23 protein-coding genes and 1 pseudogene are annotated in these 24019 nt (G+C 37.6%); 14 read left to right on the top strand and 10 right to left on the bottom strand.

The genetic code is table 11. The features are described 5' to 3' along the window. From FTT77_RS11415 to FTT77_RS11425, 3 genes and pseudogenes are all read left to right on the top strand, one after another. Positions 1 to 244, top strand: a pseudogene (locus FTT77_RS11415) (IS5/IS1182 family transposase); the annotation flags it as partial. Positions 245 to 677: 433 nt separating this feature from the next. Beyond that, a complete protein-coding gene (locus FTT77_RS11420) occupies positions 678 to 2648 on the top strand; it encodes a choline BCCT transporter BetT (protein WP_180008104.1) in 1971 nt (656 codons plus the stop codon). A gap of 246 nt (positions 2649 to 2894) precedes the next feature. After that, complete coding sequence (locus FTT77_RS11425; protein WP_180109318.1) at positions 2895 to 4055, top strand: MFS transporter; 1161 nt, start codon at positions 2895 to 2897, stop codon at positions 4053 to 4055. A 24-nt stretch (positions 4056 to 4079) separates the two neighbouring features. Here FTT77_RS11425 and FTT77_RS11430 read toward each other — a convergent pair whose 3' ends face one another. Continuing rightward, the gene (locus FTT77_RS11430) at positions 4080 to 5510 is read right to left on the bottom strand and encodes a GGDEF domain-containing protein (protein WP_180109319.1); all 1431 of its coding nucleotides are present in this window, start codon (positions 5508 to 5510) and stop codon (positions 4080 to 4082) included. A gap of 251 nt (positions 5511 to 5761) precedes the next feature. Here FTT77_RS11430 and FTT77_RS11435 point away from each other — a divergent pair, with 251 nt between their 5' ends. Further along, the gene (locus FTT77_RS11435; RefSeq protein WP_078190792.1) at positions 5762 to 6244 is read left to right on the top strand and encodes a hypothetical protein; all 483 of its coding nucleotides are present in this window, start codon (positions 5762 to 5764) and stop codon (positions 6242 to 6244) included. Positions 6245 to 6315: 71 nt separating this feature from the next. On the opposite strand, the gene accC is transcribed toward FTT77_RS11435, so the two are convergent. Genes accC through aroQ form a run of 3 tightly spaced genes read right to left on the bottom strand, consistent with a single transcriptional unit; the run spans position 6316 to position 8582 of the window. Next, positions 6316 to 7677 (bottom strand): acetyl-CoA carboxylase biotin carboxylase subunit, encoded by a 1362-nt coding sequence (gene accC / locus FTT77_RS11440; RefSeq protein WP_078190791.1) that lies wholly within the window; start codon positions 7675 to 7677, stop codon positions 6316 to 6318. Positions 7678 to 7694: 17 nt separating this feature from the next. Further along, positions 7695 to 8111, bottom strand: a complete 417-nt coding sequence (gene accB / locus FTT77_RS11445) for an acetyl-CoA carboxylase biotin carboxyl carrier protein (RefSeq protein ID WP_078190790.1) — start codon at positions 8109 to 8111, stop codon at positions 7695 to 7697. Positions 8112 to 8126: 15 nt separating this feature from the next. Next, the gene (gene aroQ, locus FTT77_RS11450) at positions 8127 to 8582 is read right to left on the bottom strand and encodes a type II 3-dehydroquinate dehydratase (protein ID WP_180022653.1); all 456 of its coding nucleotides are present in this window, start codon (positions 8580 to 8582) and stop codon (positions 8127 to 8129) included. A 1118-nt stretch (positions 8583 to 9700) separates the two neighbouring features. Between aroQ and FTT77_RS11455 the strand changes: the two genes are divergently transcribed. The 9 genes from FTT77_RS11455 (at position 9701) to FTT77_RS11495 (ending at position 15256) form a co-directional block, all read left to right on the top strand. Then, positions 9701 to 10069 carry a hypothetical protein gene (locus FTT77_RS11455; RefSeq protein WP_078190788.1) on the top strand — a complete coding sequence of 123 codons (369 nt, stop codon included), beginning with the start codon at positions 9701 to 9703 and terminating at the stop codon, positions 10067 to 10069. Between the two features lie 3 nt (positions 10070 to 10072). After that, positions 10073 to 10465 carry a hypothetical protein gene (locus FTT77_RS11460; protein ID WP_180109320.1) on the top strand — a complete coding sequence of 131 codons (393 nt, stop codon included), beginning with the start codon at positions 10073 to 10075 and terminating at the stop codon, positions 10463 to 10465. Positions 10466 to 11049: 584 nt separating this feature from the next. After that, positions 11050 to 11310 carry a hypothetical protein gene (locus tag FTT77_RS11465; protein ID WP_168379492.1) on the top strand — a complete coding sequence of 87 codons (261 nt, stop codon included), beginning with the start codon at positions 11050 to 11052 and terminating at the stop codon, positions 11308 to 11310. A gap of 3 nt (positions 11311 to 11313) precedes the next feature. Then, positions 11314 to 12069, top strand: a complete 756-nt coding sequence (locus tag FTT77_RS11470; protein WP_252725865.1) for a zeta toxin — start codon at positions 11314 to 11316, stop codon at positions 12067 to 12069. Between the two features lie 43 nt (positions 12070 to 12112). Continuing rightward, complete coding sequence (locus FTT77_RS11475) at positions 12113 to 12358, top strand: hypothetical protein (protein ID WP_180041448.1); 246 nt, start codon at positions 12113 to 12115, stop codon at positions 12356 to 12358. Between the two features lie 240 nt (positions 12359 to 12598). Next, positions 12599 to 13012 carry a YeeE/YedE family protein gene (locus tag FTT77_RS11480; RefSeq protein ID WP_180041447.1) on the top strand — a complete coding sequence of 138 codons (414 nt, stop codon included), beginning with the start codon at positions 12599 to 12601 and terminating at the stop codon, positions 13010 to 13012. Positions 13013 to 13014: 2 nt separating this feature from the next. Next, a complete protein-coding gene (locus FTT77_RS11485) occupies positions 13015 to 13434 on the top strand; it encodes a DUF6691 family protein (protein ID WP_180041451.1) in 420 nt (139 codons plus the stop codon). Further along, a complete protein-coding gene (locus FTT77_RS11490) occupies positions 13434 to 14318 on the top strand; it encodes an MBL fold metallo-hydrolase (RefSeq protein ID WP_180041446.1) in 885 nt (294 codons plus the stop codon). The genes FTT77_RS11485 and FTT77_RS11490 overlap by 1 nt, the downstream gene beginning before the upstream one ends. Positions 14319 to 14494: 176 nt before the next feature. Then, positions 14495 to 15256 (top strand): alpha/beta fold hydrolase, encoded by a 762-nt coding sequence (locus FTT77_RS11495; RefSeq protein WP_180109321.1) that lies wholly within the window; start codon positions 14495 to 14497, stop codon positions 15254 to 15256. 45 nt (positions 15257 to 15301) lie between these two features. Here the strand turns inward: FTT77_RS11495 and FTT77_RS11500 are convergent, their stop codons facing one another. From FTT77_RS11500 to tssH, 6 genes are read right to left on the bottom strand one after another with little or no spacing between them, the layout of a single operon-like run. Further along, the gene (locus FTT77_RS11500; RefSeq protein ID WP_180109322.1) at positions 15302 to 16258 is read right to left on the bottom strand and encodes a M15 family metallopeptidase; all 957 of its coding nucleotides are present in this window, start codon (positions 16256 to 16258) and stop codon (positions 15302 to 15304) included. Next, a complete protein-coding gene (locus tag FTT77_RS11505) occupies positions 16255 to 16926 on the bottom strand; it encodes a hypothetical protein (RefSeq protein WP_168379486.1) in 672 nt (223 codons plus the stop codon). The genes FTT77_RS11500 and FTT77_RS11505 overlap by 4 nt, the downstream gene beginning before the upstream one ends. Positions 16927 to 16938: 12 nt before the next feature. Continuing rightward, positions 16939 to 17742 carry a type IVB secretion system protein IcmH/DotU gene (gene icmH / locus FTT77_RS11510; protein ID WP_111885479.1) on the bottom strand — a complete coding sequence of 268 codons (804 nt, stop codon included), beginning with the start codon at positions 17740 to 17742 and terminating at the stop codon, positions 16939 to 16941. Between the two features lie 9 nt (positions 17743 to 17751). After that, positions 17752 to 19116 carry a type VI secretion system baseplate subunit TssK gene (gene tssK / locus FTT77_RS11515; protein WP_180109323.1) on the bottom strand — a complete coding sequence of 455 codons (1365 nt, stop codon included), beginning with the start codon at positions 19114 to 19116 and terminating at the stop codon, positions 17752 to 17754. Positions 19117 to 19121: 5 nt separating this feature from the next. After that, positions 19122 to 20252 carry a type VI secretion system protein TssA gene (gene tssA, locus FTT77_RS11520; RefSeq protein WP_180027198.1) on the bottom strand — a complete coding sequence of 377 codons (1131 nt, stop codon included), beginning with the start codon at positions 20250 to 20252 and terminating at the stop codon, positions 19122 to 19124. Positions 20253 to 20271: 19 nt separating this feature from the next. After that, positions 20272 to 22944 (bottom strand): type VI secretion system ATPase TssH, encoded by a 2673-nt coding sequence (gene tssH, locus FTT77_RS11525; RefSeq protein WP_180109324.1) that lies wholly within the window; start codon positions 22942 to 22944, stop codon positions 20272 to 20274. A 373-nt stretch (positions 22945 to 23317) separates the two neighbouring features. Here tssH and FTT77_RS11530 point away from each other — a divergent pair, with 373 nt between their 5' ends. Next, the gene (locus tag FTT77_RS11530) at positions 23318 to 24013 is read left to right on the top strand and encodes a hypothetical protein (protein ID WP_180109325.1); all 696 of its coding nucleotides are present in this window, start codon (positions 23318 to 23320) and stop codon (positions 24011 to 24013) included. The last annotated feature ends 6 nt before the right edge of the window (positions 24014 to 24019 follow it).

The raw sequence follows: 24019 nt of genomic DNA on the forward strand, positions 1-24019 counted from the left end.
TTCAGAAAGTTTCAGAAAGAAAATTAGAGAAAGTAATACGAAAGCAAACATTCCTCGAAGATCAAATGCCAAATCTAGCAATGATGATATGGACTGGTATATGTATAAAATCAGACATTTAGTTGAAAATGCATTTTGTAGATTAAAACAATTTAGAGGAATTGCCACAAGATACGATAAGCTAAAACGTAACTATCAAAGCACTGTTGCTTTAGCTTGTATATTTATATGGTTGCCTCTTTAGCTCAATTTATCGGCTGTAAATGTCAACACACCCTATATAAGTGATAAAAAAATATTCAAAAAACCACCAAAAAGTGGTTTTTTGAATTTTGTATTAATTGGAAAATTATAAGAAATTAAGAAAAATGATATTGATAAATATAATGAATTTAGAATGAAGACATTAAATTGATCGTTTTCTTAATTTAATAAATTGCTTAATATTTAATTTAGTATCTAAAAATATGATAACATGTGCACATTCTAAACAGTGGCTTAGATTGAGTCAGCCTTTAATTTTCAATTTATGCACATGAATATTTTTAATATTTATCGTATAGAGCGAAATTACAATCGCCAGCACTCATCTTTACAAGCCTGTTTCTTCCGCAGTTAGCGGATATCTCTTTGATCAATTTTGATCTGTCTTACAAATAAAACGGAATAGGGAAGGTATGTCTTCATTGAAACCGTCATGGTATTCCAATGTGAATCCAAATGTGTTTATTAGCACAGTTGTTATTATCGGCATTTTCATTGCCATTGTATTTTTAGCTCCCAATGCTTTTGATCTAATTACTAAACAACTAAATCAATGGGTTACAAACTCATTCAGTTGGTTCTATGTGTTATCTGTAGCCATTTTTCTAATAGTGCTTATTTATATTGCCTGTTCAAATATGGGTAAAATTAAATTAGGTTTAGACCATAGCCAACCAAAATATAGTAATAGCTCCTGGTTTGCTATGTTATTTACTGCTGGTATGGGTATTGGCTTAATGTTTTTCGGTGTCGCGGAGCCAGTGATGCACTATGTATCACCTCCAACTGGTGATCCTGAAACGATCCAATCAGCGCAGCAAGCCATGCGCGTAACCTTCTTCCACTGGGGACTTCATGCATGGGCAATCTACACCATCGTTGGCTTAGCGTTAGCTTACTTTGCTTATAGACACAATCTACCTCTAAAAATTCGCTCTGCGTTATATCCTCTCATAGGAAAAAAAATCTATGGTCCAATCGGTGATGGTGTAGATACCTTTGCGACGATCGGTACTGTATTTGGTGTCGCAACGACATTAGGTTTTGGTGTAACCCAAATTAACTCCGGCCTGAATTATCTATTCAGGATTGAATATTCAACGACGACGCAACTAATTCTAATTGTCATTGTTACGGCTATGGCCTCTTTGTCCGTATTTATGGGCTTAGACAAGGGTATTAAACGATTATCAGAGATCAATTTAGGCTTAGCATTAACCCTCTTATTATTTGTATTTTTTGCTAGTTCAACAATATTTATATTGCAAGCGACTATACAAAATGCTGGTCAGTATTTTTCAAACTTATTTAACATGACCTTTAATTTATATGCCTATCAATCTGATGGTTGGATTGGTGGTTGGACAATTATGTACTGGGCATGGTGGATTTCATGGTCGCCATTTGTAGGTATGTTTATTGCGCGTGTGTCTGAAGGACGTACTATTCGTGAGTTTATTGTAGGTGTTTTACTTATACCAACAGGCTTCACGCTGATCTGGATGGGAGTGATGGGCAACGCTGCACTCTATAGCATCTTAAACGAAGCGAATACCTCACTGATTTCTGCAGTACAACGAGACTCATCCGTTGCGCTATTTGAGTATTTAGGAACTTTGCCATTCTCAGGCATTATGAGTTTTGTTGCGACCATATTGGTTATGCTATTTTTTGTGACTTCAGCGGACTCTGGTGCACTTGTTACAGATTATTTAACAGCTAAATCTGAGAACTCCCCAACATGGCAACGATTGTTTTGGACAACGTTAATGGCTGTTCTTGCGATTGTTTTGTTGTTTGCAGGAGGTTTAGGTGCTTTGCAATCTGCAACAATGTTGAGTGCATTACCATTCACTTTTGTAATGCTTTTAATTTGCTGGGGCTTAGTCAAGGCTCTACATTTAGATGCAACCAAGATGCAAGCATTACAGGATGCGCGTATTACACCTAGAGCAATTCATAATCCAAGAAGTTGGCAGCAACGTTTAGGATTGATTATGCATTATCCGCATACACGTGAAGAAGTTGAACAATATATTGATACAACGGTAAGCCAGGCATTTTCAAATCTACAGAAAGAGTTTAAGCGTCGTCATTTAGATGTGACGGTAAACACGATAGATGATGGCTTGCAGCTTCGTGTAAACCATCAAGATGAGATTAACTTTATCTACCAAGTAGTTGTCCAAGAAAAAAATACACCAAGCTTTATGATTGATTCAGGAGAAATTACGCAAGATTATCAAGCTGAAGTATTTTTGAGGGAAGGTGGTCAAAATTATGACATCATCGAATGGACGCAAGAAGATATCTTGCAAGATGTCATTGATCAATATGAGCGTCATCTGCATTTTTTAAATTTAGTTCGAACTAAGAGCCAATAGATAAAAAACCGCCCAAATGGGCGGTTTTTATTAACATATGAGAGTTTTATAAGTAAAAATAACATATTGTTTAATAAATAGAATAATGAGGAAATTTGATATTTTGATAAAATTGTACAAATTTTGAAATAATTTAATTAAAATAAATTTGTATACTCGTCATATCCTAACCAAGCCTTTTAGATGCAAAAGCATACAACTCTGAAAAGTTTATAACTTACTGTAAATACTAAGGAATACAGTTTGATGCTTAACATTCCAATCCAATCCAAACTCGGTGGATTCTACTTTTTCTATTATTCAATAGTGGGTACATTCATGCCGTATTGGAGTTTGTATTTAGAGGATCAAGGGTTTAATTATCAAGAAATAGGTGTTTTATCTTCGATTGCAATTGTGACACGTTTTTTTGCGCCATTTATTTGGGGGTGGATTGCAGATAAATCCGGAAAGCGCATGCTTTTAGTTCGAATCGCAACATGGATGGAAGCCTGTATTTGGTTTCTGATTTTTATAATTCCAAACAGTTTTCAGTCTGTTGCATTACTCATGTTGGTATTCAGTTTCTTTCAAAATGCCATTTTAGCTCAGTTTGAAGGGGTAACTTTATTTTGGTTGGCTGAGCGTCGTGCAGAACTTTATGGAAAAGTCAGAAAATGGGGATCAGTTGGTTTCATTGTTGGTGTATTTGGAATAGGGGCTTTGCTAGAAATAATACCTGTTTCAATGCTGCCTATCATGTTGTTATGCATTGCATTTCTCGCATTTATTTGGTCATTTACGATTAAAGAGCCCGCTACTGCACCATCTTCACAGAAAAAACTTGAACCACTTTGGCCTATCTTAAAACGACCAGTTGTAGCTAGTTTTTTTATCATTGAATTTTTTCTACTTTTTTCGCATGCGCCGTTTTATAGTTTTTATAGCAATTACCTTAAGCAGGCTGATTTTTCGACGAGCCAAATCGGTTTTTTATGGTCTGTAGGAGTCATTGCAGAAATCATTATGTTTGCCTATGCCAATGTCTTTTTTAATCGATATTCTTGGCGCAATTTAGTGCTCATTTGTCTGGGGCTAACAGGGATGCGATGGTTGATTGTAGGTTTATATCCGAAGGTGTTTATCACTCAATTTGCAGCGCAAACGATTCATGCCTTTAGTTTTGGATTATTCCACTTAATCGCGATGCGGATCATTTTTCAAAATTTTACTGCGAGTCAACAAGGGCGTGGTCAAGCGCTATACAGTACCATGTGGGGCTTAGGTGTTGCGAGTGGCAGTATTTTAGCAGGCCGATATTGGGACATGCTTTCGGGACCCGTTATTTTTATGATCGCAGGACTGGTGGTTATACCTGCCATGTTTTTGGTCGTGGGCTTGCCTAAAACGATCCAAAAGCAAGCTTAAAACAATTCAGTATTTTGATAAATCTCAATGAACTAAAATCACCTGATTACGGCCGAGCTCTTTGGCTTGATATAAGGCCTGATCGGCTTGATTTATCATACTTTGCAAACTTGGAGCATTGGGCAAAGACTGATGAATCAGACCTATACTCACCGTAATATAAATCGTATTTTTTTTATCAATGAAAATAGGCGTAGTTTCAACGACTTTTCGGATACGCTCAGCAATACCTTGAGCTTCAGCTGCTGCAATGTTCGTGAGTAATACACTAAACTCTTCACCACCAATACGTGCAAATAAATCAGTTTCACGTAAATTCTTACGCACAACGCTCGAAAATTCTTGTAAAACTTGGTCACCGACATAATGCCCATATTGATCATTTAATTTTTTAAAATGATCAATATCCATCATGATAATGGAAAAGTTAAGCTGAATTTGGTTTTGTAGGTAAAGCTCACCTTGCTCGAAAAAATATCGACGATTCATTGCATGAGTCAAACTATCATGATTTGCAAGGTATAAAACCTCTTTATATAGTTCGTGTCGATTTCGGCTAATAATACAAAGAATCAACGGTGAGAGGATCAGCATGGCTAGGCCTATACGAACTGAAATTGCTGTCGATAAATAGGCTAATGAAGAATCGTCTAAGTAGAACGCATTTAAATTGTAATAGGTCGCTAAAATTACCACGGCATTAATTAGTGATAAGGTAAATAATCGATAGGTTAATGCTGCCCAAATTAGAGCCGCTAAAGGGTAGAGAATTGCCCCTGGGCCTGTAGAAACGGCTGTTAAAAATACACAGAAGACAACTGCAATTGCCGGAAATATTTTATTGATCTGAAAGCTTTGATGACGTCGATCTTTGAAATAAAGTTTAAGATCGGCCAGTTTAGGAAAAGACAGAATAAGCGGTAATATAATCAGCGCATTCAATATTTCGGTAATCCACCACATACCAAAATCAATCGACAATCGATCGGTCGACATAAACGTATTGGGAATATAAGGCACGGTGAAAATAGCAAAAAGTGCACCCGCAAGGCATCCACCACAGGCGATGATGACAATCATGGTCAGAAAGGTGAAACCTTTATTATAGTTTTGATAGTTCACCTGAAAATATCGCATAAAAAATAGCGATACCATGCTGTTGGTTAAATTTGAAAAAGTAAGAAATAGGGTGAGTTGGAAATAATTGCCTGTCACTAAATCTGGGAGCATATAGCCGGTAAATGCACCTAACCATCCTCCCAGATTACTGAGTTTGGGAAACCTTAAGAATAATGCTAACAATAATGCATTCGCAGGCCAAAAAATCGCTAAATAGCTTAATGGGCGGCTGAAAATACCGACTAAGCAGCAGCAAAAAATAACTGCAGCGACTATGACAAAAGCCATGCTGTGGCGTGTATTAAGCGGAGCAAGACTATTCGAATGCAGTTTCATTAGCTTATGTAAGCCTAGGTTAAATATGGGAGAATTCGTTTTTTTCGTATATTAAACGATAAAAAAGATTTTATATTATTTTATTGTAAATAGTGTGATTTGTTTGGCATTTAGCTGATTTGTAGTTTCGTTAACGAAGATTGATTTTCTGGATAAAGATGAAAAATGATTGTTATGAAAATGTGATAAACCGCGGATTTGTAAAAAAATGTGTTACTTTAAGAGCATGATTTATATGACTGATTAAATGTATGAAAATAGCATATCTTACAGTTTTACTCATGTTGAGTTCATCGTTGGTGATGGCGGCAGATAATAAGAATACAACTCAAAATTCAGAGGCTAAAAATCAAGTTGAAGCGGTGAATAGCTTTAGGGTGACAACACGTTCTGAATTGGTTGGCTTATGGGGCATGGAAATTCCGACCAATAAAAAGTGCGTCGAATATTATAATTTTAAGAGTAATAATGATGTTGTGATCAAAAGCGGTGAAGAGTGGTCATCAGGGGTGTATGACTATCAACCTGCACAAGATCCGAATGTGCAAATTCCAGCACTGATTTTGCAAGTGAAATATGACAATAATCAGATGGATTGTTCGGGCAATATTCAAGATCAAACCGGCGAAATTTCACAGTACTTTGTAAAGTGGAAAAGTCCATCGGTTATTAATTTCTGTGCCAACGATCAGGCTCAGCAGTGTTTTGCGACATTGCGTCGAGTTTTGCCTTAAGCATGATTATAGACCTTTTATTATGAAAATAAAAAACCACTCATTTGAGTGGTTTTTTTGACGCTGAAGATTTATTTATCTTCATGTCCTTCGACTTTCTTTAATAGATGCTTTTCAAGATAGTGAATATCCATTGCTTGTTCGCAGAAATTTTTATCTTGAAGAATCAAATCTTTATGTAGCGGAATATTGGTTTTCACGCCAGTTAAGATAATCTCTTCGAGAGCTTGTTTCATACGCGCAATAGAGGTGTCACGATCTTTACCATGCGCAATGAGTTTTGCAATCATTGAATCATAGTATGGTGGGATGCTATATCCTTGATAGATATGAGAATCTAGTCGGATACCTGCGCCACCCGGTGCATAGAAATGATCGATTTTGCCCGGTGAAGGCATAAATGTAGATGGATCTTCTGCATTAATACGACATTCAATCGCATGACCTTTAAGTTGAATATCTTCTTGTTGAAGATCCAAACCTAAGCCAGCAGCAATGCGTAATTGTTGCTCGATAATATCTACACCAGTTACTTGCTCAGTAACAGGATGTTCTACTTGCACACGAGTATTCATTTCAATAAAGAAGAATTCACCTTCTTCAAATAAGAACTCAAATGTACCCGCACCACGGTATTGCATTAATTTACAAGCATTTACACATGCTTCAAGAATATGCGCACGTGCTTCTTCAGGTAAACCCGGTGCAGGCGCTTCTTCAAGCACTTTTTGATGGCGACGTTGCAATGAACAGTCACGATCATAAAGGTGAATTGCATGGCCATTACCATCTGCAAGAACTTGCACTTCGACATGGCGTGGTTTTTGAAGGAAACGTTCCATATAAACGGTGTCGTCACCAAACCACATTTCCGCATCACGTTGAGCAGCTTGTACAGATTCGAGAAGCGTGTCGACACGTTCAACGATACGCATACCACGACCACCACCACCAGAAGCAGCTTTTACGATCAATGGGAAGCCTATTTCTTTGGCTTCTGCCAATGCATTGTGAATCGTTACAGCATGGTCACAACCCGGAACAGTTGGTACACCAGCTTTTTTCATCGCAATAATGGCAGAAACTTTGTTCCCCATTAAGCGAATGTGTTCAGGACGCGGACCGATAAAGATAAAACCTGAGTTTTCTACAATTTCAGCAAACTCAGCGTTTTCAGATAAGAAACCATAACCTGGATGGATGGCATCTGCACCGGTGATTTCAGCCGCTGTAATAATGGCAGGGATATTGAGATAACTTTCGCTGCTGGCACCTGGTCCAATGCACACAGCTTCGTCACAGAAGCGTAAGTGCATTAGGTCTTTGTCGGCATCGGAATAAATCCCTACGGTTTTAATTCCTAAAGTTTTGCAAGCGCGGGTGATGCGGAGCGCAATCTCACCACGGTTTGCAATTAAAACTTTTTGCAACATTGTGATTCCCCGTGGTCTTAAGCGCGATAGCGGAATAATGGTTGACCGAATTGGATCACTTCGCCATTTTTAACCAAAATTTCTTCAATTACACCGCTTTGAGTTGCTTCAATTGGGTTCATGATTTTCATTGCTTCGATGATACCGAGTGTTTCACCAGCAGATACAGTTTGACCAACTTTCACAAATGGTGCTTCACCTGGATTTGGCGCAGCATAGAACACACCAACCATAGGAGACGGCTCAACAGCACCACGTGGTGAACGAGGTGCAGCAGGCGCAGCGGCAGGAGCAGCCATAGCAGGCGCAGCGGCAGCAACTACTGGATTGCGACGAGTTAGAGCAATCGATTGATCGCCTTCTTTAACTTCAATCGCCTGTAAGTCAGATTCAATCATCAAATCGATGAGTTTCTTGATTTTACGGATATCCATGAACAGTATTCCTAATTAAGATTGAGAAGTTGGTTGAATTTTTTCGATGGCGAAGTCTAGTGCTGCGGCATAGCCTTTTGCACCTAAACCACAAATAACGCCAACGGCTTTATCAGATAGATAGGAGTGATGTCTAAATGCTTCGCGAGCGTGGACATTTGATAGATGTACTTCGATAAACGGAATGGCTACACCAAGAAGGGCATCACGCACAGCAACCGAAGTATGTGTTAGGGCTGCTGGGTTAATAATGATGAATTGAACGCCTTCTTGTTGCGCTTGATGAATTCGGTCGACGACAGCGCCTTCCCAATTACTTTGGAAAGTGTCGAGAGAAATGGAAGCGTTTTGAGCCTGTGAAATCAGTTTTTGGTTGATATCATCGAGTGTTAGATAGCCATAAACTTCGGGTTCACGTTTTCCCAGTAAGTTGAGATTCGGTCCATGAATGACCAAAATGGTCGAGCTCATTTAGCCTGCTCCAATAAAAAGTTGCAAATTTACTTTGCAAGATACCTGCAAAGTTTGCTCATTATGGCATAAAATCCCACATTTTTTTTATAATTTCTTTGAATTGACGTGAAAAGCATGTGCCGAGAATGGGCTATATAATGCGAACTTTGCAGAGAATTGGCAATGTTAAAAGATTACATTTTTATCATTATATTGTAGGACATCATTTTAAACCCAATTGGCTAAAACTGTTGATATCTTTTGTGTAAACTTGCTTTATCGTGGTGCGTACGTTTAGCAATAACCAGTACAAATGATCTGAAAGGTGAGATGGCCTGTACATTTGTCTTATAGATCGTCAGTTGAACTGCCTACGCATGCATAGTCGTAAAGATGGTATTTATACAGCGACTTAAAAAATTCTAAGGTTTAACTTATTTCACGCGTAAAGGAATCTAAATTGTTCTCAGTTTTCAATCGAGTTATTTGAAAGAATAAATCAGGTTTGTGTGCTAAGTATATAAAAATTAAAAGATAGTTACTTTTTCTATGGTTTATAAAGCATATTTCTAGGCCAATAAAAGGTTTTCATAAATGATAGGGCTCACGCTAGATATTTTGTTTGCCTCAGTGAATTGAATATTCTGTGGGAGCATTTCCTTATAAGTAGGCAGCTTTAGATAAGCTGAGCATCTATTGCCTAGCTACGTCATACTTTATAGTCCTATATATAAGCGTATTAACCATCCTGTGTATTTTCTAGTCAGTGTTTTGAATGTATGAAGCGTGCAAGGCATTGACGATTTCTTTCATAAATCATGTAAGTTTGGAAAATCGGGCATTTGTCTAAATTTGTACAGGTATTGGCAAAAGTTAAATCTGTGGTGATAAAGAAGTTTGCTGTTTGCATGCTGATTCTATTTTTTATTCGTCTATTTCTATGTTTTAGCGGTATATGTGTTGAATAAGTTTCCTTTCTTCTTGTTTATACTTTTAGGTGGAATCTACCGCATTGAGTCTTTTTCTATAAATGAATTGATAAAACAAGGCTCGAATGCTTTCGCACGGAAAAAATTTATCTATATAAGTGTAATTCACGGTAGAATGCCCGAAACCTATATGGCCTGAGAACAAACATGGCAAAACATACGCAAAATTCATCACCTTTGGCAGAACTGATTGCAGAACAAAAACTTTTATGTGAAGAAGTGGGTTCTGCATATGTAGAAGTGCAGGGCGATGATGTAATTGCTGTGGCTGTCCATACCTTAAATAAAGATCCAATAGTTGGTATTCGTAAGCCTGCAGAAGGTGATGAAAATGTCAGTTGGTATATTTATGGCGGCGAGCTTGAAGGCGCAGATAACTTTGAAACAATGACTGTGCGTAAACTGCAAGATGTTGTGCCTGAAGTGCTACCGTATTTAGCTTTGGATGTGGGCTATCGTTTTATGATCGATGCTGATGATTATGAAGATGTCTGGAAAGAAGGTGATGAGGCTTAATTTATGCATTCTCCATTGATGTATAAACCTTATGTCTTTATTTTTTCTGTGTTTACTGCTTCTGTAGCATATGCAAATGTGAATGAAGCGGTTACTCCACAACTGACTCAAGCTGAATATAATGCTCAGATACATACATATACTGAGCAAATTAATTCAACCAAAGCCATTTTAGATGACCCTACATCTACTGCAACGGGTCAGCAGCAAACTCAAGCTTTTTGTTTAAGATTGAATGCATATCGACAGATTTTAGAAATTTCTCAGCAAAACTCAGCTCTTGAAATGGCCAATCTAATGCGAGTGGCTTCACAGCACTACTTACAACAACAGCAACAGAGTATGCAGTCATCTGGCTTAAACGAAAGTGCATTTTGTTCGAGTCCTACAAAATAATTTAGGTTTAAATTTCTCTTCTAAAACTTTTGGGCTCTAGTCTAACTTTCTTTCATTTTGTTCTATTTTTCATAATTCGAAATGGTCTAATATTTCAAAATTATTACAGCATTATTCACTATAGGTGCAGTTTCTAATAATCTTAGAAGTTGAAAATGTAGATTGTCAGAAAATGATATAAAATATGCTTAAAATGATAAGTCCATCACATTATTATGATTGGGTTAGAACGATTTATATGCAACAAACATCCCTGGTCCTGTTGCATAGGTCAGTACTAATACATCAACTTGTTGATGTCGTTCTCTTTTGGCCACTGAATAAGTGGCTATTTTTTTGTGAAAAATTAAATGCTTAATTGGGTGATAAATCCAATGTAGGTAACTTTTACTTAATTCCTGATTTACTATCCACACACATTGACTCATATACGACATTCTTTTCGAGTAAGATAATCAAATGATTTAAGCACTTTGAATTTTTATCGATTTCCTTTCAGTATGAGTGATGGATAAATAGACAAATATTGCGAGTATGATAAGATGATTGAACACATTATTTTTGATGTTTGAGGAGTTGTTTCCATGACAGCTTATACTTCAGTAATGAAAGCAAGCCAATATGAGGACGATATGATCCCGAGCCTTGCTATCCATGCATTTCGCCATGCTTTTGAACAAGCAAGTGCTTCATCCACTGTGGTTTATGTAAAAGGTCTACAACTGGTTCAACGTCTGCAAAATGGTCAAGAAGTACAAATAAAAGATGTTTCAGCCGACTTCGTACAAGTGGATGATCTACCTAAAATTTTAAAACGTAAAAAGAAAATAGAGGAAATTGTTTAATACATGCCTCCACAACCTCGCATTAGAATGTTCGCGGGTCCAAATGGTTCAGGTAAAAGCACAGTTAAAGAATATTTATTGCCCCATCATATTGGGGCATATTTAAATGCGGATGAACTCGAAGCTCAACTGAAACATTCACACCGGCTCAATTTGTTGGATTACCATCCCGCTTTAAAATCCGAAGCATTAATTGACTTTCTATATACGAAAAAGCGTCCCGCCGATGGAGAATTTATTCCTCTATTAGCACGTAAACCTCAGATATTAGATCCGTGGAAAATTGAGTTTCATCCAGACCAGATTGACTCATATCTTTGTGCAAGAATTATTGATTATATCCGTTTGCAGTTTTTAGAACTAAAAATTAGTTTTACCTTTGAAACAGTGATGTCCCATATTTCAAAGGTGGAGTTTCTACGCGAAGCAAAAAGAAAAGGCTTTCGAACCTATCTGTATTATGTTTCCACTATTGATCCTGTTATCAATATTTCACGTGTTCAGTACCGAGTGAAAACGGGTGGACATGGTGTTCCAGAACAAAAAATTCGCGAACGTTATTATCGAAGTATGGATTTGTTAATGCAGGCGGTAGAAGCAACGGATCGTAGTTATTTATTTGATAACTCTGCCGATGGACAGCATGCTTCTTTCATTGCGGAAATTGAACAAGCTGAAATTTTAAAGATGAATTCAGGTATTCAGCGTTTACCTTGGTGGTTTGTAGATAAGGTGCTTAAAGAGTTTGAACCAAATTAATATCAACTGAACGTAATAGAAAACAACATAACAGGCTGAACTTATGCAGAATAATGACTATGAATTACAACAACATTCAAACTCATCTCCATTAGATCAAACTCATCTTGATCAAGCCATTGAGCAGCAAGCTGAACAAGAACAGCAAAAAAATAGTACATCATCTGATCCTTTATCTTCTGTAGATTTGACTGACTTAGCTGAAATTGGTTCGAATATTATAGAATTGGGTTCAGATGCTTTAACATGGGTGAGCGATGCACTCAGCGATATCAGTATTGATCTATAAATTATCTATTATTTCAATTAACTTCATAATAAACAGCCTTTATTGAAAAATCTCCGAGGAAATATTCCGTGATTTTTCAAGTTTATAAATTATTTCTAAATAAATTAATCAAACACCTTTGAACCGTTAAATTATTAAATTAGGAAAAGGCAAATTAGAACGAATATTTCGGCGTGAGAGCTTGCATCTTTTTCTAAATAACATATTATAAAAACATATAATGTTTTGTGGCTGATGAATATGCATCCATTTCTAACTGCTTTTCTCGGTGGGACCTTATTGGGCCTGGCCGCAGTTGGCTACCTATACGTACATGGTCGAATCGCAGGTATCAGTGGTTTAATTGCGCAAACGCTGAATCGCCAAACGATTTTAAAAACACCCGCGATCTGGTTTTTAGCAGGACTTTTTATTGTGCCTTTTATCTACGGGCAATTGACCTCTGTGACAATCGAGCTGGATGCAAGTCCATGGATGATGATCATTGCCGGTGTTTTGGTTGGATTCGGAACTCGATTAGGCTCAGGTTGTACTAGCGGTCATGGCATTTGCGGTATTAGTCGTCTTTCTAAGCGTTCATTCGTTGCAACTGCTAGTTTTATGTTGGCAGGGATTATCACAGTTTATGTAATGAGACATGTAATCGGAGCTTAATGATGAAAAATATATTGGCTTTTATTTTTGGTGGAATTTTCTCATTAGGTTTAATGATTTCGGGCATGTCTAATCCAGAAAAGGTCTTAAGTTTCCTTGATATAACAGGGCAGTGGGATGCGAGTTTAGCTTTTGTGATGGTGGGAGCCATTGCAGTTGCATTTATTCCATTTCAAATGGCCGTTCGTCAATCAAAACCGACAACCTTTGATGGGACGGCGATTGAATTACCGAGTAATAATCAAATTGATGCAAAACTCGTCATGGGGAGTGTTATCTTTGGAATAGGTTGGGGCATTGCTGGGATTTGTCCTGCGCCAGCCTTTACTTTGATCGGGCTTGGTTATTATCAAGCGATCTATTTCGTTGTAGCGATGTTTGCGGGCGTCTATATACATCGTAAATTTTCGGGAGCAAATTAATGTCAAATCGTGCACAGGTACAACATTTTTTTGATGAAAATACCAATACATTCAGTTATGTGGTAGCCGATCCGCAAACAAACCGATGTGCGATTATAGACAGTGTATTGGATTATGATGCTGCTTCTGCAACTACTCAAACGAAGCATGCAGATTTGATTATTCATTATATTCAAGAAAATAGCCTAAGCGTAGAATGGATTTTAGAGACGCATGTGCACGCAGATCACTTAACCGCATCTCAATATTTAAAACAGGTTCTTGGTGGTAAAATTGCGATGAGCCATAACATCAAGATTGTGCAGGAAACATTCAGCGCCATTTATAATTTTGATGTGAAATATTTTAATTCACATCAGTCTTTTGATTATTTATTTGCAGATCATGAGGCATTTAAAATCGGTGAGTTAAAGGCCTATAACATTCCAACGCCTGGACATACACCTGCTTGTCTGAGCTATGTGGTTGGTGATGATGCTGTGTTTGTCGGTGATACCTTATTTATGCCTGATTATGGCACAGCACGCTGTGATTTTCCCAAGGGCAGTGCAGCAGTATTATTCGATTCAGTACAAAAGATTTATCAGTTAGCACCTGAAATGCGCTTGTTTTTATGCCATGACTATTTACCAGAAAATCGGTCAGAATACTGCTGTGAAAGCAGTGTACATGCGCAAAAACAGCAGAATATTCATATCCACGTTGGTACGAAAAAAGAAGATTTTGTCACAATGCGAACTCAGCGTGACGCAAAATTGGCTATGCCAAAACTGATTTTACCTGCAATACAAATCAATATGGATGCAGGTAAATTTCCAAAACCAGAAGGGAATGGTATTCGCTATTTAAAAATTCCTTTTAATCACTTTAAATCTGCAAATTAAAGACAAAGATCTTTTAGGTTGATTGCGGTTGGCTATTTTATTTATAAAATAGCCTAAGCAAGTTAAATCATATACCACATACAAATAGCCTAAGTAAGACTAATAATTTTTAACTGTCATTTGATTTCATTCCATCAACTAGGCATCATAATATCAACATAGCAAAGTATTCAAAAATGATCCTAAATTACGAATATCATCAAAAATTAGAGGGCGAAACGCATCCACTAGTCTTTATTCACGGTTTATTTGGCAGCCTCAGTAACTTAGGGATGCTTGCCAGAGCTTTTCAAAATTCACATTCTGTCATTCAGCTTGATTTACGAAACCATGGTAAATCACCTCAAAGTACAGAAATGGATTATCGTGAGATGGCAAACGATGTACTTGAGACATTAGATGCGATTGGCATCGATAAGTTCTCAGTGATTGGCCATTCCATGGGTGGCAAGGTCGCAATGCAATTGGCTTTAATCTCAGAGCGGGTAGTGCAACTTGTTGTACTGGATATCGCGCCCTTTGCATATCAAGAACGTCATCATGATGAAATATTTAAAGCTTTGATCGCTGTACAAAATGCACAAATTCAATCTAGACAACAAGCGGTTGAAATTATGCGTGAGTATATTCATTTCGATATGGTGATACAGTTTCTGCTCAAGTCTTTTAGCAAAGGACAATGGTTGTTTAATGTAGATGCGTTGTATAAACAATATGACCAGATTATTGGTTGGGAAAATATTGAAAATACTTGGCAACAGCCTGTATTGTTCATCAAAGGTGGACAATCACCTTATATTTCAAAAGCGGAACATACCAATACGATAGAACAACAATTTCCAAATGCGAAAATTGTAGAGATAGAAGGCGCAGGCCATTGGTTACATGCAGAAAAAACAACTGAAGTAATAGAGCAAATACAAAATTATCTAGAATAATACAATGTGCCTTCAATTATATTTTGAAGGCACAACATCGAAATATTACTCAATTGAAATATTATTGGCTTGAAGCTGACCTTCAGAGGTGAGTAGTGCCGCCATCTCTGCAGTTTTTTTCAGGCCTGGCATACGATATTCTGTATGGCCATAATCTTGAATGGATTTCCAGCGTCCGCCCCATGTTAAACCGACAGACTCAGCGGCTTGACCGTAAAGTTGATAACCACGCATAGCCCAAGGGTCTCGTTCAGTAATGACCACTTTTCCATTGCGTTTAAAGGCGACATCGGCTGCTAAACCAAACTGATGATAACTTTGGAAGCCACGGGCACGAGTGGTATTTTTATTGGTGGCTAAATTATTTTGACGTTCTGGACTACGATAACCTTCAAGCAAAATCATTTCATAGCCATGTTGTTCACGCATGATTTTGAACACCATCAATAAACGCTGCTTATAACGAGGGTTCATTTTATGCCATTTACGATCTGCTGAAGGCACATCCGTAGAGTATGAATGCGTATGGATATCTTGAACTTCTGGATTAAAGCTTGAGGCCATAACAGATGGCTGCTCAATCATTGCAGCTTCTTCTGCAATTGCTTCTTGAACAAGATATTCTTCGACTTCAGGAGGCGCATCTAAAACCTGTCCATCGAGCATGGCGTAAATTTGTGGATCGACTTTACGTAAATAATCCGCTTCAACTTTGCTTGCAGTAATCGGGCGAGTAAAAGCAAATAATAAAATACTGGCAAACAGTAAGAAGCCTGCAAATAAAATCCACCATTGTTGTAAATGCCAGTGTGATTGAATCTGTTGTGGTGCTGCTGCATAGTTCAGTTCATAAGCAAAATTTTTGGCGTGCTGAATTCTTTTTTTACTTTGTGGAATGATTTGAAAGAAAAAATCCTGAACTTTAATTCTGAGTTCATAAGAAAAACAAAGCACTGTCACCAGTGCTAAGACAAAGAAACAACTAACCAAAAAAATGATCATGGAGAAACTGTAGCGCTCACAGTCGCATTGGCAGTGCTTGTTGCAGCAACCACTTTTGGACGTTTGGTTTCAGAAATTTGCGTTCCGCCCATCGGTTCTTCGAAGTGCTCATCTTCTTTCACTACTTTCGTAGATGGCTCTGTAGGCTTGGTCACCTTGGCCGTTGTTGGCGAAGCTTTAGGTTTTGCTATAGTATTTGGAATATGTGATTTAACGGTTGTTGTAGCAGCTACAACAGGGCGCTGCGGTTGGGTAATTTCAAAAGGTGAACGGTTATTCGCCACAGCTTGAACAGGCTGAGTTGCCTTAGCCGTGTTACCATGATTGAAAGCAGTAGCTAAATCATTCGAATATAAGTCATTATCCGGATCTTTTTCTTCAGTTGCATGAACGGTTTGCTGCGCTTTTTCAGCTGAAGCTTGCTCATTTTCGTTTTGACGAGGTACAGCGGATGCCTCAGTTTCAGCTTTATCTTCAGTTGGGGCAGAAGTAGTCATTTCTGCATTTGTAGGCTGATCGTCAGAATTTAGATAAAAATATCCCAGGCCAACAACAATAATCACCGCTGCACCAACAAGAAAGCCGATAGCAGCATGAGCTAAAGGCGGTAAATTATTTTTTTGAGTCGACTGTAAAATTCTAACGTTATTCGATTTTTCGTTTGCCATGGTGTCTAAGTCTTATGGTAAATGAATGGTGATATAAGCCTGTTCCGATGGGGCAGTTATGACGTTTTGATATTGTGATAACGCCTGATTATTTTGGCTAGATAACATATATCTCAGTCCACCAAATGCTAATACAGCAAACAAAGCCCAAAAGATAATGATCCAAAAAAATGGTAATTCACGGTGAATAATGTTTTTAATTTGATCCGGTAATGCCGCGAAAGGCGAAAACGCCTTTTTACCTTTCATATAATCAATTTCATCGCCGACACGTGCAACGAGTGAATTGAGCATTTCAATCGATTCAAGGCGGTATTTACCATGAAAACCAAGGAGCATGCAGTAATGATAAACTTCAAGTGCAGCTAATCGATCTTTATTTTTAGAACGAATTTGCTCTAAATTTTCAAAAAAACGATAACCAGCTAGCTGAGAACCAAAAAGACTTAATTGCAGTGGATTCATCATCCAATTGTTTTGTAAATCAAAAAAGCGAGCATCTTGTTGGGTGACAATGGTTTCATCCAGTAAAGCGCAATAAGCATATTTTGCGTCCGTGATATCTTCATTGCTGAATTGAAGCTTACGAGCTTGGCTTTCAAATCGGTTTAATAGATCCATAATTTTTGTCCTGAAGCTTTCAGGGCTTGATGGAACATATTGATTTTTGAGTAAGAAAACAATGTAAAAACCATCATGCAGTAGATCAACTAAATTAGTTGAACTGTTGATTTTCGGTTCAGCACTTGGTTTTGAAGAGCCTAATCCAATTTGACCGTCGTCAAAAAGTGAAGGGGCATTATTTGAAATATTCATGATTGCTCCTTAACCATTCATCACAGCAATAAGTTCAATCGAGATATCTTGGAAGCCAGCTGGTATGTAAACGCAGATGGATTCAGAATCAAGCATACGTTGATACAAATCATTATTTGGCTCAACTTCAAAATAACTCACACCTGAACGTACCGGAATTGCTGTTGGCACTTGCATCATATGTTGCAATGGCACAGCCGGTAATGCCGCCATGACACGCTGTTCAACATCAACGGTATTACCGACTTTAAAGCGCAGCGGTACATAAGAAATAATGTCATGTGTAGGCATCACACTACTTGAAACAGCTAAATACAGGCGAGAATCGCGAGTAATTTTGTCACTTTCAAGGCTGCCCACCCAGTAGGATTGACGCATTTCTTTCAAGTTAATACTGATATATCGATTTGAAATAATCGTATCGAGCAACTCACGTAAAATCACATCTAATTGAGCAAAACTTTCTTGCAAATTATGATGTTGATACTGTGGGAGTTGATCTACTTCATAAGCTGTAGAGAAGGTGAGTAAAGAACCTGTCAGACGTAATAATTCAAAATATAAACGTTCAGGATGAATCAGTGGATATTGCAATAAATGGTTCAGGGTTGCATGCGCAGTATTTAGCGCATTAACCAACCAAAATGACACGATATCACCTGAACGGAATTCAATTAACTTTTGTTCGTTTTCACGATTATTCGATTGAATGGTTTTTATTTTAGCTTTAATGATATTTAGCGTTCGTTTAAGCCCCGTAATCAGCGAATCACACGAACTAATATGTAATATTGGTGGGATAAATTGATAATCTAAAACAAAATTACCAGAACTTTGGCGCTTGATTCGGCCAATAGGCATGTAAAGGAAACCATCAAGATTATGCTGTGGTTCTTGACCTAATTCAAAGATTTTAAACTCTGCACGGCGGCGTAATAAAGTGATTTCAGCAGCCGTCGCATCTGTAAACAAATCATAAGTTTCAGTCAAATGTGAATGATAGCGACTCGATTGGGTATTTTCTTCAAAATTGACGTTTCGTTTATTCGGTTGAACGATCGGTAATGCTAAATAAATTTGCATTTCACCACGTAAATTTAATGAATCAAGTAGTACAGGCTCAGGTAATAAATCTTGTGCAGGTGCTTGATAAATCTCGCCATCTTGCCAAATCATTTCGACTTTATTCAAAGCCAAAATATTGGTACTGAGTTGTGATTCATCAAAAATTAAACTTTGAATACCATAAGCGAACGGTATCGTTGCGCGAACCGTATGGTTTAAACGCTGTTCATGATAAGCATCTTGTAATTGAAAGTGTTGTGGGCGTAAAAATAATCCTTCACCCCATAAAATTTTTTCTGCTTTAAACATTGTTTTTACCAGTCGCTATTCGATTCATTGCTTTGTTGCTGAACACCTAACATTTCTTGTACAGCTTCAAGAGGGTTTTCATCCTTAATCACATGAGTTAACCATTCATGCAGTGGCATTTGTGACCATTTAATGGTCTTTTGCAGCATATAACTGACAGGGCTATGCGGCTCATTCACTTGAAAATAGTCAGCAATATCTTGCAAGACTTTCATGGCTTGTTCACGATTTTCAAGATGATTTTGCACTTGAGGTTTAAATTGCTGTGTATGCTGTTGTTGTATTATTTGCATATCATTCTGCACGGAAGTTACAGTGGAAAGTGTCTGGCTTTCAATTGGAGAATTTGATTGAACCTGTTCAGCGCTCGATGAATTGATAAAAGCATCTGCTTTATAGATTTTTTTTAAGCTCAAGTGAATCATTTCGATTTGAGAGTCAATGCCAGCAAAGCTTGGCGCATCTAAACCCATCAAATCATCAAGAGTCGTTTTTAAGTTTTCCCAATGGTTTAAAATATCTAAAAACTGTTGGTAATACTGGTATTGAATTGATTTTGACGTATTGAACAAGGCATGTTCAAACTGTTCCATACCATTAAAAGACTCTTCTTGATCATCATCTTCATGGTTGGATTTACGTCTTTGGTTTTGAACATGAAGTAGTCGATCATAGTCGGATAGGGAATAAGCTGCCGCGCCATGAACGATTGAAACTGATTTAATTAATGTTGGGATTTGATTAATTATCCCTTGTAATAAACCTAGACGTTGATCAAGGTCATCATCTTCAATTTCAGGATGAAGCTGCAGCCAAAAGTCTTGCAAACTTTTTTGTGTAAGTTCAATCCCTTTGGCAATCCCTTCAAAACCATGAATGTGAGTCCACGCTTCAAGCAACCAACCATATAAGCGAATATCTTTAGTTTGTTCGCGAAGTAGATCTGACGATTTTTGGTGCACAAAGCCCCAATCTGCTTGTTTCGGTTCTGCGATCCAGTCGCCTTGATCCAAGAGTGGGTCATCTTGTGTTTTAGCTTTTTTAATTGCATGAAAATCATTGGAAAATGAAAAATCACTACCGCAAGGTAAATCATCCGTAATCGGTTGCAATAAAGCGTCGAGCTCTAAACTCATATTCTACATCGTTCCTAGCTTATGCTTCTAAGGTTTTGGTGTTTTTGCTGCTGCGTTTTTTCGCAGGTTTACTTTTAGGATCTAAAACATAAATAATTTCATCGTCTTTGACATCGATTTCAATGACCGATGGAATCTTTTGCTCACTCATTGCCATGAGTAATTCAGTGGCTAAAGCAGGCAAGACCGTCGCATTTAAAATGTTATCGACATTACGCGCACCACTATCGACCTCAGTACAGCGACTTAATAATAATTCGACTAAATCATCGGTATAACGTGTTTGCGTACCATATTGTTTTTCAATACGCGCGGTGATTTTGCCTAATTTATGCTGAATAATGCGTACAAGCAGATCATCGTGCAATGGGAAATACGGCACGATACGCATACGGCCTAAAAATGCCGGCTTAAATTGTTTATATAAAGCTGATTTTAATACATCTAAAAGTTCTTCTGCTGACGGCCATTCTTCTACTGGCTGATTTAAACAAGCCTGCATAATGGCACTAGAGCCAGCATTTGAAGTCAATAAGATCGTGGTATTTTTAAAATCAATGACACGACCTTCGCCATCTTCCAGAGTCCCTTTATCGAATACTTGGTAGAATAGCTCTTGAACATCGCTGTGTGCTTTTTCAATCTCATCGAGTAAAACCACACTATATGGGTTACGGCGAACTGCTTCGGTTAATACGCCGCCTTGGCCATAACCGACATAGCCCGGAGGAGCGCCTTTTAAAGACGAGACGGTATGTGCTTCTTGATACTCAGACATGTTAATGGTGATTAAATGTGACTCACCACCATATAACTCGTTTGCTAACGCGAGTGCAGTTTCGGTTTTACCCACACCACTTGGGCCAACCAGCATGAAAACGCCTTGAGGTTTATTTGGATCTTCCAATTTTGCCTTAGAGGTTTTAATGCCTTGTACCAGTTGATGCAGTGCATAATCTTGACCCATCACACGTTGTTCTAACTGTGCTTCAAGCTTCAAAATTTGCTGAATTTCATCATTCACCATTTTCCCAACAGGGATACCGGTCCAGTCTGAAATGATTTCATTAATAATTTGAGCATTTACACGTTCAAAAACAAGCGGCGTTTGACCTTGTAAAGTTGCCAATTGGTTACGTATATTGCTTAAAGTTTCAATATTTTCTGGTTTTTGCTCGGACTCTTGTTCAAGCGTTTTAATCTGTTGAACGAATTCGAGTTCTTTTTTCCACTGCGTTTCTGTCGACTGAATCTCTTGTTCAAGCGCGGATATTTGTGTTTTTACACTTTCAATGCGTTCGTGGTGAATAGGAATATTCTTATGTTCATTTTCAAGAATCGCCAATTCAAGCTTCAAATTATGTAATTGAGCATGAAGTTGATCCAATTTTACAGGTTGTGCATTTTGCGTTAATGCAACACGTGCAGAAGCCGTATCTAAGACACTAATCGCTTTATCAGGCAATTGACGGCCAGTGATATAACGGTGTGATGCATGGACTGCTGTAACAATAGCTTCATCGTCAATTTGTAAATTGAAATGTTTTGCCATTACGGGAATCATGGCACGCAACATGTCAATTGCAACTTCCTCAGTCGGTTCATCGACCTGAATTACTTGGAAGCGTCGGCTCAATGCGGCATCTTTTTCAAAATACTGCTTATATTCAGCCCAAGTCGTTGCGGCAATGGTTCTTAACTCACCACGTGCAAGCGCCGGTTTTAATAGGTTTGCTGCATCATTTTGACCTGCTTGACCACCCGCACCAATCAACGTGTGTGCTTCATCAATAAATAAAATGATTGGATGTGCAGAGGCTTGAACTTCATGAATGACTTGTTTTAAGCGATTTTCGAATTCACCTTTAACACTGGCACCCGCTTGTAGTAAGCCCATATCTAAAGTATGAATGCTGACATTTTTTAAAGCATCTGGAACTTGGTTGGTTGCAATTTTTAATGCCAGACCTTCAACAACGGCCGTTTTACCAACACCAGGCTCACCCGTTAAAATCGGATTGTTTTGACGACGACGCATCAAAATATCTAGCATTAAGCGGATTTCAAACTCACGACCAATCACAGGATCAATGCCACCATTTTTAGCTTTTTCAGTAAGATTAATGGTGTATTGGTCTAGAGCTGGTGTTTTAACTGGCGTAGTTGCATTCGTTTGTACTGCTGATTTTTCATCAAGTGATGCTGTTGCTAAATCTTCATTTTCAATGCTTTTTAGGCAAAGATCTAAAAATTTATGTTTAATCGTATCGATAGGTAATAAATCGAATAGAGAAGAAGCTCTTGCTGCGATTTGGTATAAATCTGGCGCGGTAAGCAGTGCAACAAGTAAATGACCACTACGAATTTGTGGATTTTGTTCAGCAGATGCTAATAACCAAGCTTGTTCAAGTAAGCGCACAATGGATTGGGCAAAAATCGGGGTGCGTGTATTTCCTTTTGGAAGTTGAGCGATACTTTCTTTGAGGTCATCTGCCAAACCGTCTGCAGAAACTTTGTATTTTTCTAAGAGTATTTGAAGGTCATTTTTATTGTTATAGGTTAATAATTCGAGTAAAAAATGTTCAATTTCGATTTCATAATTTTGCTGTGAAATACATGTATTGGCTGACTTTTCGAGTGAAATGCGGGCGTGAGGTGAAAGTTTAGTAATTAAAACTTTTAAATTATTCATAAATAACTCATCAAATTTAGAATCCACAGTACGAAATTTTACAAGTTTGACTGTGATCTCTTTTTTCTTGCTATAAAAATAAAAACTTTAAAATCAACACCTTATATATTATTAGTGTCTTGCTTTAGGCGATATAATACAGACTAAATAAAAAAAGGAAAAAGATTTTTTTATAAAATGAAACAAAAAAAAACAAATAGTCGACAAACTTTGGAGCATTTGGCACATTTTTGTATTGACTCTATGTGCTTATTTTTTGTTAAATCTGCAGCATATTTTTAATTTTGATAAATGAAGAGAAAACCCACGGGAAAATAAGTGGTGATTTCTCCACATAAATTAAGTTTTAGCACGTAGAAATACAGAGGAAATTTTGAATAAATTTAGTGTTTTATTACCTATAATTTTAGCAGCCAGTTTAACACAAACCGTTTTTGCAAAAGATAAAGCGGCATCTGTGAAAAAATCCTGTTTAAAGGATTATCCACTGGCAGTAGGTGATACAGATCCAGAGATTATTGGTTTTTATAATCAGTTATGCGACAAAAAAAATAAGAAAAATGAGAACTTAAAAAATGAAATTTTTGTAGATATTGCCAAAAAATATCAAGCTAATGGTTACAATTTAAAAGCATTGCAAGCGGTCAATCTGCTGCGAGAAAAGAACTATCAGTCGCCTGAACTTACTGATGTCACTTTTTTAGCAGGTATCGCTATTTCTTATAATGCGCTGAATCATATGCGGAGTAATGAAAATCGTACTCTAGATGAACAGACCTATTCTCCTGCCAAAGTGTTGTCGGATAATATTCGTTATATTCAGCCGACGATTGATAAATCTACGTCTGCTGCAGCAGATGTTCGTGAGAAAAGTACAGAATCTTCGAGCAATGGGAAATCTAAACAGACAACACCAGCTAAAAAACGAACCAATACAGCGTCTACCAAGTCTAAACAAACGACTACAGCTGCAAGCAAAAAGAAAACCACCACGACAGCAAAACCGCAGACTACAGCGAAAAAACCTGCTACTGGTGGTTCACCTTTCGATACATTGAAGAATAAATAACAAGGA

The sequence above is a fragment of the Acinetobacter sp. YH01010 genome (assembly GCF_013420775.1).
GTDB classification, from domain to species: Bacteria; Pseudomonadota; Gammaproteobacteria; order Pseudomonadales; family Moraxellaceae; genus Acinetobacter; species Acinetobacter amyesii.